General features: G+C 69.0%; 11 protein-coding genes. 10 read left to right on the top strand and 1 reads right to left on the bottom strand.

The genetic code is table 11. The features are described from left to right. Positions 1 to 135 precede the first annotated feature (135 nt). Genes ASE70_RS06000 through ASE70_RS19545 form a run of 8 tightly spaced genes read left to right on the top strand, consistent with a single transcriptional unit; the run spans position 136 to position 12,080 of the window. Entirely contained in the window at positions 136 to 2,469 is a 2,334-nt protein-coding gene (locus ASE70_RS06000) for a sensor histidine kinase (RefSeq protein ID WP_056401995.1), read from the top strand. Then, positions 2,469 to 2,912, top strand: a complete 444-nt coding sequence (gene tsaE, locus ASE70_RS05995) for a tRNA (adenosine(37)-N6)-threonylcarbamoyltransferase complex ATPase subunit type 1 TsaE (protein ID WP_056401998.1) — start codon at positions 2,469 to 2,471, stop codon at positions 2,910 to 2,912. Before ASE70_RS06000 ends, tsaE begins: the two co-directional genes overlap by 1 nt. Next, complete coding sequence (locus tag ASE70_RS05990; protein ID WP_056502492.1) at positions 2,909 to 3,868, top strand: aminoglycoside phosphotransferase family protein; 960 nt, start codon at positions 2,909 to 2,911, stop codon at positions 3,866 to 3,868. Before tsaE ends, ASE70_RS05990 begins: the two co-directional genes overlap by 4 nt. Continuing rightward, positions 3,865 to 4,620, top strand: a complete 756-nt coding sequence (locus ASE70_RS05985; protein ID WP_056502460.1) for a nucleotidyltransferase family protein — start codon at positions 3,865 to 3,867, stop codon at positions 4,618 to 4,620. Before ASE70_RS05990 ends, ASE70_RS05985 begins: the two co-directional genes overlap by 4 nt. Beyond that, entirely contained in the window at positions 4,613 to 7,699 is a 3,087-nt protein-coding gene (gene addB / locus ASE70_RS05980; protein WP_082450788.1) for a double-strand break repair protein AddB, read from the top strand. The genes ASE70_RS05985 and addB overlap by 8 nt, the downstream gene beginning before the upstream one ends. Next, the gene (gene addA / locus ASE70_RS05975) at positions 7,686 to 11,111 is read left to right on the top strand and encodes a double-strand break repair helicase AddA (RefSeq protein WP_056502458.1); all 3,426 of its coding nucleotides are present in this window, start codon (positions 7,686 to 7,688) and stop codon (positions 11,109 to 11,111) included. The genes addB and addA overlap by 14 nt, the downstream gene beginning before the upstream one ends. Positions 11,112 to 11,157: 46 nt before the next feature. After that, a complete protein-coding gene (gene trxA / locus ASE70_RS05970; RefSeq protein WP_055995696.1) occupies positions 11,158 to 11,481 on the top strand; it encodes a thioredoxin in 324 nt (107 codons plus the stop codon). Beyond that, positions 11,481 to 12,080, top strand: coding sequence for a hypothetical protein (locus tag ASE70_RS19545; RefSeq protein ID WP_156356044.1), 600 nt, complete (start codon positions 11,481 to 11,483; stop codon positions 12,078 to 12,080). The genes trxA and ASE70_RS19545 overlap by 1 nt, the downstream gene beginning before the upstream one ends. Here ASE70_RS19545 and argJ read toward each other — a convergent pair. Continuing rightward, complete coding sequence (gene argJ, locus ASE70_RS05965) at positions 12,058 to 13,284, bottom strand: bifunctional glutamate N-acetyltransferase/amino-acid acetyltransferase ArgJ (RefSeq protein ID WP_056502454.1); 1,227 nt, start codon at positions 13,282 to 13,284, stop codon at positions 12,058 to 12,060. The two genes, ASE70_RS19545 and argJ, sit on opposite strands and share 23 nt — an antisense overlap. A gap of 128 nt (positions 13,285 to 13,412) precedes the next feature. Between argJ and ASE70_RS05960 the strand changes: the two genes are divergently transcribed. Both ASE70_RS05960 and ASE70_RS05955 read left to right on the top strand, forming a co-directional pair. Beyond that, entirely contained in the window at positions 13,413 to 14,099 is a 687-nt protein-coding gene (locus ASE70_RS05960; protein ID WP_056502452.1) for an energy transducer TonB, read from the top strand. 135 nt (positions 14,100 to 14,234) lie between these two features. Further along, positions 14,235 to 14,483, top strand: coding sequence for a hypothetical protein (locus ASE70_RS05955; RefSeq protein WP_056502449.1), 249 nt, complete (start codon positions 14,235 to 14,237; stop codon positions 14,481 to 14,483). Positions 14,484 to 14,565: the final 82 nt, after the last annotated feature.

Genomic DNA, 14,565 nt, shown 5'->3' with positions numbered 1-14,565 from the left:
GTTGAACGATTCCGGGCGGCACCATGCGGTGTCGCCCCTTTTTTATATGCCTGCGAAGGACTAGGCAGGAGCGGTGTTCATGCTTGCCTTTCTGTTGCCGCCCGCCGGAGATCGCCCGTGATTACCGTCACGACCATGGCCGCGGTGATCTGCGGCGCGGTGTTGGCGGTGCTGATCGTCGGCAGCGTCTGGGCGCTCTACGCCGGGGTGTCTGCACGGCGGCGGGCGCTGGCCGACCGGGTGCTGTTCGATTCGCTGCGGTCGACGCTGGCGGCGTCGCCGGCGCTGGCGATGGTGGTGCGGGCCGACGGGCGGCTGTCGATCGACCGGCCACTGGCCGACCGGCTGGGACAGAGCGAACTGCCCGGGACCGTTGCCGATCTCGGCGATCCCGAAAACGGCCTCGAACCCGGCAGCGCCGACCGGCTGCTCGATGCGATCAATGCCGCGTTGCGCGGCGGCAAGCCGTTCCGCACCGTCATTCGCGCTACCGGATCAGCGCGCTCGCTGTTCGCGATCGGCGACCGTGCGCCGCCCGAACTCAATACGCCCGGCGGCGTGCTCGTCTGGTTCTTCGACGCGACCGAATTCCATGACGAGATCGCGACGCTGGGTGCGGAGGCGGAGGAATATCGCGCCGCGTTCGATGCACTCTCCAGCCTGATCGAAGCCGCGCCGATGCCGATGTGGTATCGCGACGATTCGCTGCGGCTGGCGATGGTCAACACCGCCTATGTCCGTGCCGTCGATGCGCTGGATGCAGGCGAGGTGATCGCGCGACAGGTCGAACTGGTCGAGGGCGTCGGCATGGGCGGGCCGCTGGCCAGTGCATCGATCGCGCGCGACACCGGGCAGCCGCAACACGCGGCGATGCCGGCGACGATCAACGGCGAGCGGCGGATGCTGCGCGTCCACGACATGCCGCTGCGCGATGGCGGTACCGGCGGCTTCGCGATCGACGTGCACGAGATCGAGGAAGCGCGCGGCACGCTGAAGCGCAGTCGCGATGCGCAGCGGGCGATGCTCGACCGGCTGTCGGCGGGGGTGGCGCAATTCGAACCCGACCGGACGCTGGTATTCTACAACCAGCCCTTCCTGCGCGCCTTTGCGATGAAGCCCGAATGGCTGGCCGACCGGCCCGAATTCGACCGCGTTCTGGACCGGATGCGCGAGGCCAAGCGCCTGCCCGAGGTCCGCGACTTTCCGGGGTGGAAGGCCGAGCGCCGCGACTGGTTCCGCGCGGCCGAGGGCGCGATCGAGGAACAATGGCATGTGCCCGGCGGCACCCATCTGCGCGTCGTCGCCCAGCCGCTGCCCGAGGGCGGATTGCTGCTGATCTTCGAAGATCGTACCGAGGAAGTGCAACTGGCCAGCGCGCGCGACACGCTGCTGCGCGTCCGTACCGCGACGTTCGACAATCTGTTCGAGGCGTTGGGGGTGTTCGCCGCCGATGGTCGCCTGCAGATCTGGAACGCGAAGTTCCGGCAGGTCTGGGGGCTGGACGATGCGTTCCTCGACGGGCATCCGCGCGTCGATGCGCTGGCCGAGCGGGTCGCCGGCAGCCTTGCCAATCCCGGCCGTGCCGCGCTGATCCCCGAACTGGTCCGCTTCGCCACGCAACAGCGGATGCAGCGTTCGGGCCGGTTCGCGATGGCCGACGGGCGACATTATGAATTCGGCGCGGTGCCGCTGCCCGATGGCAATGCGCTGCTGACGATGCTCGACATTTCCGACAGCCGCCGCATGGAACAGGCGCTGCGCGACCGCAACGAGGCGCTGGAGGCGGCCGACCGGGTCAAGAACGCCTTCGTCGCATCGATGAGCTATGAACTGCGCACTCCGCTGACGTCGATCAAGGGTTTCGCCGAGATGTTGCAGGCGGGCTATGCCGGCAAGCTCAGCGAGGATGGCGGGCGCTATACCGACGCGATCCTCGAATCGGTCGAACGGTTGAGCGGGCTGATCGACGACACGCTCGACCTGACCGCCAACGAAACGCTGCCGGTCGCGCGGGCCACGGTCGCGCTGAAGATGATCGCCAACGAAGCGGCCGAAGCGGCGCGGCCCACCGCGACGGCGCGCGGCATCGAACTGGTGGTCGAGATCCTGCCATCGGCGGGCGTGATGCTGGGCGATGCGCGCCGGTTGCGGCAGGCGATCAGCCACCTGCTCGACCATGCGCTGGGCGGGTTGCGGCAGGGCGGGCGCGTGCTGCTGCACGTCGATGGCGATGCGCAACAGGCGCGGATCGTCGTGTCCGACGACGGGCCGGGCTTGTCGAAGGACGCCGTCGCCCGCGCATTCGATCGGTTCGCACAGGCTGGCGCGGCGCGGGTCGGCGAACGCGCGCTGAGCCTCGACCTGCCGCTCGCGCGGCAGGCGGTCGAGGCGCATGGCGGCACGATCGAGCTGGTGTCGGAAAAGGGGCTGGGGACGCTGGTCACGATCGACCTGCCGCGCGAGCCGTGATCCACCTGCCCGACGCAGCGTCGGCGCACGCGCTCGGCGCGCGACTGGCAGCCGTATTGCGGCCGGGCGATGTCGTCGCGCTGTCGGGGCCGCTGGGGGCCGGCAAGACCAGCATCGCGCGCGGATTGCTGGCGGCACTGGGGCTGGAAGGGGAGGCACCGTCGCCGAGTTTCGCGATCGTCCAGCCCTATGATCCCCCCGAAGTGCGCATCAGCGTGCTGCACGTCGATCTCTACCGGATCGAAGACCCTGAAGAGGCGCTGGAACTGGGGCTGGACGAGGCGCGGAACGATGCCGCGCTGGTGGTCGAATGGCCCGAACGGCTGGGCGACGATCCGTGGCCCGACGGGCTGTGGCTGACGCTCGCGTTCGACGACGCCGGCGGGCGGCGCTTGACAGCGCGGGTGCCGGAGGCTTGGGAACGCCGATGGCCGCTGACCTGAACCCGCGCGATGCGGCACCTGCATTCCTGACCCGGGCCGGCTGGGGCGACGCGCAGATCCTGCCGCTGGCGGTCGATGCCTCGTTCCGCCGCTACTACCGCGTGATCGGGACCGGGCGGACCGCGGTGCTGATGGATGCGCCGCCGCCCGAGGATACGCGCAAGTTCGCACGGATGGCGGCATGGCTGGCCGAACGGGGCTTTGCCGCGCCCGCGATCCTTGCCGACGATGCCGCCGATGGCTTCATGCTGCTCGAGGATTTCGGCGACATGCGGATGCGCGAGACGGTCGACGCCGCGCCCGAGAGCGAGGGGCGGCTCTATGCAGCGGCGGTCGACCAGTTGCTCCGCTTGCAACGCCATGAAGCCGCGCCGGTCCCCCCCTATGACCGCGCGTTCATCCTGCGCGAAGCCCATCTGCTGATCGAATGGTATTGCGACGCGCTGGGGCTGAGCGTCGACATCGACGGCTATACGGCGGCATGGAATGCGGCGTTCGACGCGCTGCCCGACATGCCGGTGGTGACCGTCCTGCGCGACTATCATGCCGAAAACCTGATGCTGCTCGACGATACGCGGCTGGGTCTGCTCGATTTTCAGGACGCACTGGCCGGGCACCCGGCCTATGACCTCGTGTCGCTGTTGCAGGATGCGCGGCGCGACGTGCCGGCAGTGGTCGAGGCGTCGATGCTCGCCCGCTACCGCGAATCGACCGGGGTGGGCGACGGGTTCGACGCCGCCTATCACTTGTTCGGCGCACAGCGGAATGCGAAGATCCTCGGCATCTTCACCCGGCTGTGGCGGCGCGACGGCAAGCCGCGCTATGGCGCGCTGTGCCCGCGCGTGTGGCGCTATCTGGAACGCGATCTCGCCCATCCGGCGCTGGCCGGCGTCGCGCGCTGGTTCGATCTCAACATCCCGCCGCACCAGCGCGGCGATCCGCAGGAACTCGCATGACCACGCTCCGTTCGATCCGCCCCCATCCGCAGGCACAGGTGCCGGAAACCGCGATGGTGCTGGCGGCGGGGCTGGGCAAGCGGATGCGCCCGTTGACCGCGATGCGCCCCAAGCCGCTGGTCGAGGTCGCAGGCAAGCCGTTGATCGACCATGTGTTCGACCGGTTGCGCGGGGCCGGCGTCAAACGCGCGGTGGTCAACGTCCATTACCTAGCCGATGCGATGGAAGCGCATCTCAAGCACCGGGTGAAGGGCATCGACGTCGCCGTGTCCGACGAACGCGCGCAGTTGCTGGAGACCGGCGGCGGACTGGTGCAGGCGCGCGACCTGATCGGCGACCAGGCGTTCGTCTGCGTCAATTCGGACAATCTGTGGGTCGACGGTCCGGTCGATTCGATCCGGTTGCTGAGCGCGCTGTGGGACGATGCGAAGATGGACGCGCTGCTGCTGCTCGTGCCCCAGGCGCTGGCGCATGGTCATCGCGGGCAGGGCGATTTTCACATCGACGCGATGGGACGCATCACCGGCCGCCGCAAACCCGGCCGGCTCGCGCCGTTCGTGTTCACCGGCGTGCAGATTCTGTCGCCGCGGGTCATTGCGGACTGGCCCGAAGGCGCGTTTTCGACCAATTTGTTCTGGAACCGCGCGATCGATGCGGGCCGGGCATTCGGGGCGGTGCATCAGGGGCTGTGGTTCGATGTCGGCACCCCCGGCGCGATCCCGATGACCGAAGCCTTCCTCGCAGATGGCTGAGGGGGCTTTTGAAAACTCGCGGGAGAGCGAGTTTTTAGGCGGTGCCGGCCCGCTCCCCCACCCGGCCACCCATCAGGATACTGCCGTTGGTGGCCGGGCGGGGGAGCGAGCCACCACCATAAGGCGCCTCGGCCTCTATACCATTCCGATCCACCGCGCGTTCGCCGATGCGCTGGCGGTGGGGCTGATCCGCCGGTTCGGTGGCGACCCCGTCGGCCTCGCGCAGGGCATGGTGCTGGTCCCGACCAACCGCGCCAAGCGGACGGTGCAGGAGGCGTTCGTGCGCGCCAGCGGCGGCGGGTTGCTGCTGCCCCGGCTGGTCGCGATCGGCGATCCCGAACTGGACGAAGGGGCCGGCAGTTTCGCCGACCCGGCCGATGCCGCGCCGATCCCGCCCGCGATCGATCCGCTCGCACGGCGGATGATCCTCGCGCGGCTGGTCGCGGAGGAGCGGCAGCGCGCCGGTCGCCCGGTCGACGGGGCGGAAGCGGTGCGGCTGGCGGGCGATCTGGCCGCGACGCTCGACCAGCTGCTGGTCGAGGAGGTCGACCCGGCGGCGCTGCGGACGCTCGACCTCGACGAAACGCTGTCGGCGCATTGGGAACGCTCGCTCGAACTGTTCCGGATCGTGCTCGATCGCTGGCCGGGCGAACTAGCCGCGCTGGGGCGGATCGACCTTGCCGATCGGCGGACCCGGTTGCTCAAGCAACTCGCCGCGCGCTGGACCGCCGTGCCGCCCAAGGGGTTCGTCTGCGCGGCGGGAATCGCGACCAACGCGCCCGCGCTCGCCCGCATTCAGCGGTGCGTCGCCGGACTGCCGAGCGGGATGGTGGTCCTGCCGGGCCTCGACCTCGCGATGGACGACAACGAATGGGCGTCGCTGGGGCCGCATGATCCCGATCCGGTGACCGGCCGTCGCAAGCGATCGATCGAAACCCACCCGCAATTTCATCTGAAGCTGTTGCTCGATCGGATGGGCGTCAACCGTCGCGAATTCGTCCGCTGGCAGGCGGCGAGCGAGCATGACGCGACCCCGACGCGCAGCCGCGCCATCGCCACCGCGCTCAGCCCCGCCGACCGGACCCATCACTGGATCGACGTCCCCGCCACCGACCGCCGCCTGGTCGGCGTGAAAATGGTCGAACTGGCGACCCCGGCCGAGGAGGCGCAGGCGATCGCCATCGCGCTGCGCGAGGCATTGGAAACGCCGGGTCGCACCGCCGCGCTCGTCACCCCCGACCGGATGCTCGCGCGGCGGGTCGCGGCGCATATGGCGCGGTGGGACGTGGCGGTCGACGATTCCGCCGGACAGCCGCTGTCGCTGCTGGCCCCGGGCACGTTGCTGCTGGCGGTGGTCGAGGCGGCGGCACAGGGCTTCGCGCCGGTCGCACTGCTGGCGCTGCTCAAACATCCGCTGGTACGCAGCGGCGAGGCCGAACAGCGCGTCACGTGGCTCGACGGGGTGCGCCGGCTCGACCGGGCGCTGCGCGGGCCGCGCCCCGCGCCGGGGCTGGCGGGGATCGGCCGCCAACTGCGCGAGGGCGAGCCGCGCGACGCCGCGATCCGGGCCGCTGCGCAGCCTTTCTGGGACATGGCGTGTCCGTTGCTGACGCCGCTGGCGACCGCCTTCGCCGCCGGGGCGCAGCCGCTGGCCGACCTGCTGGTGCTGCTGCGCGAGACCGCGAGCGAACTGGCGGGCGATGCGGCGTGGAGCCGTCCCGAAGGGCGCGCCGCCGCCGAATTGATCGCCGCGCTGGAGGAACAGGCACCGATCGGGCCGCCGACGATCGACCCGCGGACGCTGCCGGCGCTGTTGCGCACGCTGCTCGATGAAGTCGCGGTGCGTCCGCCGCAGGGTGCGCATCCCCGGCTCGCCATTCTCGGCCTGCTCGAAGCACGTTTGCAGACCGCCGATCTGATGATCCTCGGCGGCCTGAACGAAGGGGTCTGGCCGCAATTGCCGTCACCCGACCCGTGGCTCGCGCCGCGCATCCGCGCCGACCTGAAGCTGCCCGGCCTCGAACGCCGGATCGGCCTTGCCGCGCACGACTTTGCCGGTGCGCTGGGGGCGCGCGACGTGATCCTGACCCGCGCCGCGCGCGATGCGACCGCGCCGACCATCGCCTCACGGCTGTGGCTGCGGTTGCAGGCGCTGGACGACGGGCTGGAGCGTGCCGAGCATCTGCGCGATTGGGCGCGCGCGATCGATACGCCCGATCGCTATGCCGCCGCGTCGCGTCCAGCGCCGCGTCCGCCGGTAGTGCTGCGCCCACGCCGCATTTCGGTGACCGAAGTCGACCGGTTGAAGGCCGACCCCTACGCCTTCTACGCACGGCGGATGCTGCGCCTGTCGCCGATGGATGCGGTCGATGCCGATCCGACCGCCGCGTGGCGGGGCACGGCGGTGCATGGCGTGCTCGAACGCTGGGCGCGTGAGGACGGGTTGGACCCGGTGAAGCTGCATCGCCGGTTGCAGGCACTGTCCGACGATCCGCGTACCCACCCCTTGCTGCGCGCATTGTGGGTGCCGCGCCTGCGCGAGGCGATCGACTGGGTCGCGGCCTTCACCCATGAGAAGCTGGCCGAGGGGCGGATCGTTGCCGGCGTCGAGTGCGGCGGCACGCTGGAGATCGCCGGCGTCGAACTGTCGGGCAAGGCCGACCGTATCGATCGCGCCAGCGACGGCGGCCTCGCCATCATCGATTACAAGACCGGCAAGGCCCCGAGCGCGAAGGCGGTCGCCGCCGGCTACAGCCTGCAACTGGGGCTGTTGGGGTTGATGGCGGAGCGCGGCTGCTTCGGCGGGGTGCGCGGCACCGCCACCGCGTTCGAATACTGGTCGCTGACCAAGGATGGCGACCGTTTCGGCAAGATGACCTCGCCGGTCAATGCCGACGGGTCGAAGGGGCGGGTGGTCGCCGACGATTTCGTTGCCGTCGCCAAGGGGCATTTCGAAGACGCCGTCGCCCGCTTCCTGACCGGCGACGAGGCGTTCGTCGCCAAGCTTGTTCCCGAATATGCCCCCTATGCCGAGTATGACCAGTTGATGCGCCGTGACGAATGGTATGGCCGTGAGTGAAGTCCGCGCGCTTCAGCGGCTGAAGAACGATCAGGCGGCGGCCAGCGACCCGCATCGCCATGTCTGGCTGTCGGCATCGGCGGGAACCGGCAAGACGCACGTCCTGTCGGCGCGGGTGTTCCGGCTGCTGCTGCGCGGGGTCGATCCCGCGGCGATCCTGTGCCTGACCTTTACCAAGGCCGGAGCGGCGGAAATGGCCGAACGCGTCGCCAGCCGCCTCGCGCGCTGGGTCCGGTTGCCGGTTGCCGACCTGCGGGCCGATCTGTTCGCGTTGGGCGAGGATGTGAACGATCCGGCGCTGCTCGCCCGCGCCCGCACCCTGTTCGCCCGCGTCCTCGACGCACCGGGCGGCGGGGTACGTATCCAGACGATCCATGGCTTCTGCCAGAGCCTGCTCGCCGGTTTCCCGGTCGAGGCGGGGCTGGTCCCCGGCTTCCGCCCGCTGGAGGCGCGCGAGGAAGCCGGCATGGCGCGCGAGGCGCTGGCCGAATTGCTGGTCGAGGAACAGCGGAGCGGGTCGACCCGGATCGGCGACGCCATCGCCGCCATGTCGTTGCGGATGGGCGAGGGGGCGGCCGAGGGATTCCTACGTGAATGTGCGCGTAATCCGCAGGCGATGGCGGAGTTGCCGAGCGGACTCCAGCCGTTCCTGCGCCGTGCCTTCCACCTGCCGTCGGGGGACGTGGACGAGGTAATCGCGCGGGCGTGCGGCGACGACGAATTCGATTGCGACGCGCTGGATCGGCTGGCCGAGGCCAATCGCGCCTGGGGCACCGCGACCGGGCTGAAGCTGCATGGCGCGATCTTCGACTGGCTGGCGCAGCCCCCCGCCGAACGCGCGCTGCGGCTGGGCGATGTCCGGGCCATGTTCTTTACCCAGAAGGATACGCTTAAAAAGGCATCGGCCAAGTTGATCGCCGCCGACCCCGACTATGACGAACTGGCCGAAGCGGTCGGCACCCGCGCCGCCGAACTGCTGTCGATCCGCGCGCAGGCTGCTTACGCCGATGCGCTGGCCGGCGCGCTGGAGGCCGGGCGCGCCTATGCCGACGCCTATGTCCGGGCCAAGCGGCGGGCGGGGACGGTCGATTTCGACGATCTGATCCGCGAGACGCTCAAGCTGCTCGCGCAGCCTGGCATCGGCGACTGGGTCCGCTTCAAGCTCGACCAGACCACCGAACACGTCCTGATCGACGAGGCGCAGGACACCAATCCGCAGCAATGGGCGATCGTCCGCTCGCTGGTCGAGGAATATTTCAGCGGCGATGCGGTGCGCGCGGCGGGTATGCGGACGCTGTTCGTCGTCGGCGATTACAAACAGGCGATCTTCGGCTTTCAGGGCACCGACCCGATCTATTTCCGGGCGGCGCACAGCGATTTCACGCGCCGCGCGACGCTGCCCGACGATTATCGCGGCGAGGCGCGCGAGCTCGACACGCTGTCGCTGACCCATAGTTTCCGCACCACCCGCCCGGTGCTGGAGTTCGTCGACGCTGCCATCGCCGCCTTGCCCGATCCGGGCATGGGCATCGATACGCCCGAAACCCATGACAGCGAAGTGCCTGGCCCCGGCACTGTCACCCTATGGGCGCCCACCGTGGTCGAGGCGGCGGGGGAGGACGAGGAAGGCTGGATCGACGATTCGACCCGCGTCATCGCCCGCGACATCGCCCGCGCGATCAAGGGCTGGATCGGCACACTGCCCTTGGAATCCAAGGGGCGGACGCTCCAGCCCGGCGACATCATGGTGCTGGTCAAGCGGCGCGGCGACCTTGCCTCGCTGATCGTCGCGCGGCTCTATGCGGAGGGGGTGCCGGTCGCGGGCGTCGACCGGTTGCGGCTCGACGCGCCGCTCGCCGTGCAGGATCTGCTCGCGGCGATCCGCTTCGCGCTCCAGCCCGAAGATGATCTCAGCCTCGCCAACCTGCTGGTATCGCCGCTGATCGGCTGGACGCAGGAACAGTTGCTGGCCGGGGCCCTGCGCGAGGGTGGCAGCCTGTGGCGGCATCTGCGCCAGACCGGCAGCGACGCGGTCGAGCCGTTGTCGCGCATCCTGCGCCGCGCCGATTTCGCCACCCCCTATCGGTTTCTCGAGGAACTGCTGTCGGGCGATCTCGATGGCCGTCGCAAGCTGATCGCGCGGCTGGGCGAAGAGGCCCGCGACCCGATCGACGAACTGCTGAACGCGGCGTTGTCGTTCGAAAGCGTCGCCACGTCCTCGTTGCAACGCTTCGTCGAATGGTTCGACCGGGGCGAAGTCGAGATCAAGCGCGACGCTGGGGCATCGGGCGGCGCGGTGCGGGTGATGACCGCGCACGGGTCGAAGGGATTGCAGGCACCGCTGGTCCTGCTGGCCGACGCGGCGATCGATCCCGCCAACAGCCGCCGCGACATCGTCGCGTGGACGCCGGAAGGCCATGACGGCGCGGCCTTCCCCGTGTTTCGTCCGCGTGGTGGCGAGCGGGGTACGCCGGTCGACGATGCGGTCGCCGCGATCGACCGACGCGAACTGGAGGAACACTGGCGGCTGTTCTACGTCGCCGCGACCCGTGCCGAGGAACGGCTGGTCATCGCCGGTGCCCCTTCGGCGCGTTGTCAGGGCATCCCGCCGGCGCTCAGCTGGTACAGCGCCGCCGCCGCCGCGTTCGACGCGCTGGGCGTGCCCGCGGGGGAGGGCGAGCGCGTCTTCACCGGCCTGACCCGGCAAGCCCCGGTCGTTGCGCGCACCCGTCGCGGCACGACCGCACCCGCGCCAACCGCCGCCCCCGCGTGGCTCCGCGCCCCGGCCCCCGCCGAAGCGCGCCCGCCGCGCCCGCTGGCACCCTCCGCGCTGGGTGAGGACGAAGTGTCCGATCCACCCCCGACCGCGACGATGCGGGCCGCCGCCGAGCGTGGCCGGTTGTTGCACCAGCTGTTCGAACGCCTGCCCGACCTGCCCCGCGATCAGCGCGCCGCCGCCGCCGAACGCTGGCTGGCCGGGGCGGCGGGCGTGAACGACGCGAAATTGCGCGATCGGGTGACGCGCGACGCGATGGCGATCCTCGACGATCCGGTCTTCACCGATCTGTTCGGCCCCGACGCACTCGCCGAAGCGCCGATCGCCGCCGTCGTCGGCACGCAGGTCGTGGCCGGCACCGTCGATCGCCTGTGCATCGGCGAAACGGTCGTCCGCGTCGTCGATTTCAAGACCGGTCGCCGCGTGCCGCCCGCGATCGACGACATTCCGGTCTATCATCTGAAACAGATGGCCGCCTATGCCGCTGCGCTCGCCGTCATCTTTCCCGACCGGTCGATCGAGGCGGCGCTGCTCTATACCGCCGGGCCGAAACTGTTCGTTCTGCCTGCCGACCTGCTGGCAGCGCACAAGCCGGGCTTGGAGCCGAGGGAACAAAGCTTGCCACGCGAAGCTTGAGGTGCCGCCCCGCCGTTCATAAATGTTGGTCCAGAAGGAGAATCCCATGCCGACCAAGACCGTTACCGACGCCAGCTTTTCCGCCGATGTCCTGCAATCCGACAAGCCGGTGCTGGTCGATTTCTGGGCGGACTGGTGCGGGCCGTGCAAGATGATCGCCCCGGCGCTTGAGGAAATCGCCGAGGAACTGGGCGACAAGGTGACGATTGCCAAGGTCGACATCATGGCCAATCCCGACACCGCCGGTTCGATGGGCGTCCAGTCGATCCCGTTGCTCAAGCTGTTCAAGAACGGCCAGCCGGTCGCCGACCTGCTCGGCGCGCGGCCCAAAAGCCAGTTGAAGGCGTGGCTCGAGGGTGAACTGGGCTGATGACACGGAGGGCGAAGGTCGGATGGTCGATCTTCGCCCTTTTGGTTCTTGTTTGCGTCGGCATTGGATGGGCATCGCGCAGCGATACGTCAGGCGCGAAGAGATTAGTTGATAGCGGTATTCGATTGCTGACCGGCCACGATCCGAAATTCCGATGCTCCGAGGTCGAAAGCGTTGGCGGAACACGGGTTCATAAGTTTGTCGGTGCCCGCCGATGCTACGACTTTTTACCGACCCGTCCTTATGACGGCATATACATCGATGAATTCGAAGGCCGCCGGTTTGTCCCAATCGATTGGGCGAGCGGGCGGAACTACACTGCGCCTTCTATCTGGTTCGACATTGATGAGGCGTCCGACCTGCGTATGGCTCCGGTTTTCGCGAACCATGTTGGCAAGCGGGACGGTAAGCATCGGCTGTGGCGGGTCAGGTTCGTTGGTCGTGAAACGGCCCGACCGGGAGGCTACGGCCATATGGGCATGAGTAAGCGGCTGCTGCTTGTCGACCGGATGGTCAAAGCCGACCTGCTTCGCACCTATGATGGCTACCTACCGGACGGTTTGGATCCTCGAACGATCAACTTCGGTAATCGGCGTTGATCGAAATATAGCCGTGCGTCAGGTCGCAGGTCCACACCGTCGCGCGACCTTCGCCGAGGTTCAGATCCACGCCGATCTCGACCTCCTGCCCCTGCAGATGCGCCGCCACCGGCGCTTCGTCGTAACCCGCGACTGCCACACCGCCCTCGGCCACCTGCGTCGTGCCGAAGCGGATCGCCAGCTTGTCGCGCTCGGCCGCCTCGCCGGCCTTGCCGACCGCCATTACCACCCGGCCCCAATTGGCGTCCTCGCCCGCGATCGCGGTTTTGACCAGCGGCGAGTTGGCGATGCTCATCGCGATGCGGTGCGCGCTGCCGTCGCTGTCCGCGCCCTCGACGGTGACCGCGATGAACTTCGATGCCCCCTCGCCGTCGCGCACCACCAGATGCGCCAGTTGCCGGCACAGGTCGTGCAGCGCCGTCGCGAACGCGTCCGCGCCGTCATCGTCGAACGAAGCGATCGGCTCACCCCCCGCCGCACCGGTCGCGAACGCCAGCACCGTGTCGCTGGTCGAGGTATCGCCATCGACCGTGATGCACGAAAAGGTCTGGCGATTGGCGGCCTCCAGCACGCTTTGCAGGAACGCCGAATCGACCGCCGCGTCGGTGAAGACGAAGCCGAGCATCGTCGCCATGTCGGGCGCGATCATGCCCGACCCCTTGATGATTCCGGCCAGCTTGACCGTGCGATCGCCGACCCGCGCGGTCGTGAACGCGCCCTTGGTAAAGGTGTCGGTGGTGCCGATCGTCTCCGCTGCCGCCTCCCAGCCACAGGGTTCGGCGACGAAGGCGGCATCCAGCCCGGCCTCGGCCTTGTCGATCGGCAGCGGCACGCCGATCACCCCGGTCGAGGCGACGAACACGTCGGACGGCTGGCACGCCATCGCCTGCGCGGTGCGCGCGGCGATCGCCTCGACCGCCGCACGGCCCCGGTCGCCGGTGAAGGCGTTCGAGTTGCCGGCATTCACCACCAGCGCCCGCGCCCTGCCGAGCACCAGCGCACGGCGGCACCATTCGACCTCGGGCGAGGGGCATTTGCTGTTGGTCAGCACACCCGCGACCGCCGTCCCCTCGGCCAGCGTCGCGAACGTCAGGTCGCACCGGTCCCAATTCTTGTACCGCGCCCGCGCCACCCGCAGCGTCACGCCCCCGATCGGCGGCAGCGCGGGGAAGGGCGTGGCGAGCGGCGATACGGCAGTCGACATGGGCGCGGTGTCCGGTCTAGCCTGCGCCGCATACGGGGCAGGGGGTGGAGATGCGACGGTTCCTACGCATGGGCGCGGCGGTTGCAACGCTTTGTTGTGGGGGCGGGGCCCTGGGGCAGGCCGGGCCTGTGCCGATCGATCCGGCAAGTTGGGTGACGAATGATGATTATCCGGCAATGGCAATCGAACAGGGGTTGTTCGGCACGGTAGAAGTTGCGTTCACCGTCGATGATACGGGCCGCGCAACGGCCTGCACGACCGTCAAATCCAGCGGTAGCACGCTGATGGACGAGGCGACCTGTGCCGCGACGATGCCTCGAGCCCGATTTGAACCGGCACGGGACGCGCAGGGCAGGGCGGTCGCTGGCCTCGCGCTGCGACGGGTTCACTGGCAAGCGCCGTTTGACGCCGACACCCACCTCATTCTGTATGCGCAGCGTGTCCGGTTGACCATTGGCGCGCGACACAAGATCGAAAAATGCGAGCTGTGGCGTTCCTCCGATGCTGTATCGGTGCCAAGCCCCTGCGATGTTGTCGCCGGGATGATGCTGCTGGCTGCAAACTGGGCGAGCGAGCATGGGTCGGGCGTACTGGACCATATTGAGCGCATGTCGATCGACGGTGTACCCGACATCGACTTTCCGGCGGAGTCGGCGGTCGGTCCGGACTGGACGCGGACGATGCACATGACGGTCGACGACCGGGGTCGCGTTATCGCATGTCGCATGGTGGCGACCAATTCGAAGCAGACGCGGTGTATCGGCGAGCAACGATTTCTGGCGTCATCGGGGCGCAGGCTGATGCTTGTCCGGTAACGCGTATCGGAAGCGTTTCGACCGTCTAGCTAAAGGGCAGGCGACTAGACGCCGGGCCGCCCATTCCCTATGTCTCCTGCAACTGCGGCCGGCATTCCGTCGCGAAACCAAACCGTCTGGACGTATCGCTTGCGTTTGCTGCTGTTCCTCTCCGCGCTGCTGACGGGCCTGACCAGCCTGCTCCCCGGCGTGGGAGTCGCGAATGCGCGGCAGGTGGCTCAGGCGCAGGTCGTAGCCGCACATGTTGCGGTTGCGGTGGTCGAGGCCGGATCGGCCACGACCGTCCGACCCGTCCAGCCGCTGCTGCGAGACCCACAGCCGCTGTTCCTGGCGCCCGCGCCCCATGTTGCGGTCCGCGCCCGCACGCTGCGCACCCACGAATAGCGCGCATCCGCGCTTTTCCGACCTTTTCATTCTGCGCAGCCGCCGATTTCCGGCGCGGCGCGCACCGCCCGTATCCAAGGAA

Source organism: Sphingomonas sp. Leaf22, from assembly GCF_001421715.1.
GTDB lineage: Bacteria > Pseudomonadota > Alphaproteobacteria > Sphingomonadales > Sphingomonadaceae > Sphingomonas.
Note: the sequence above shows the minus strand (reverse complement) of the source record. Positions and strands in the feature narration are given on the sequence as shown.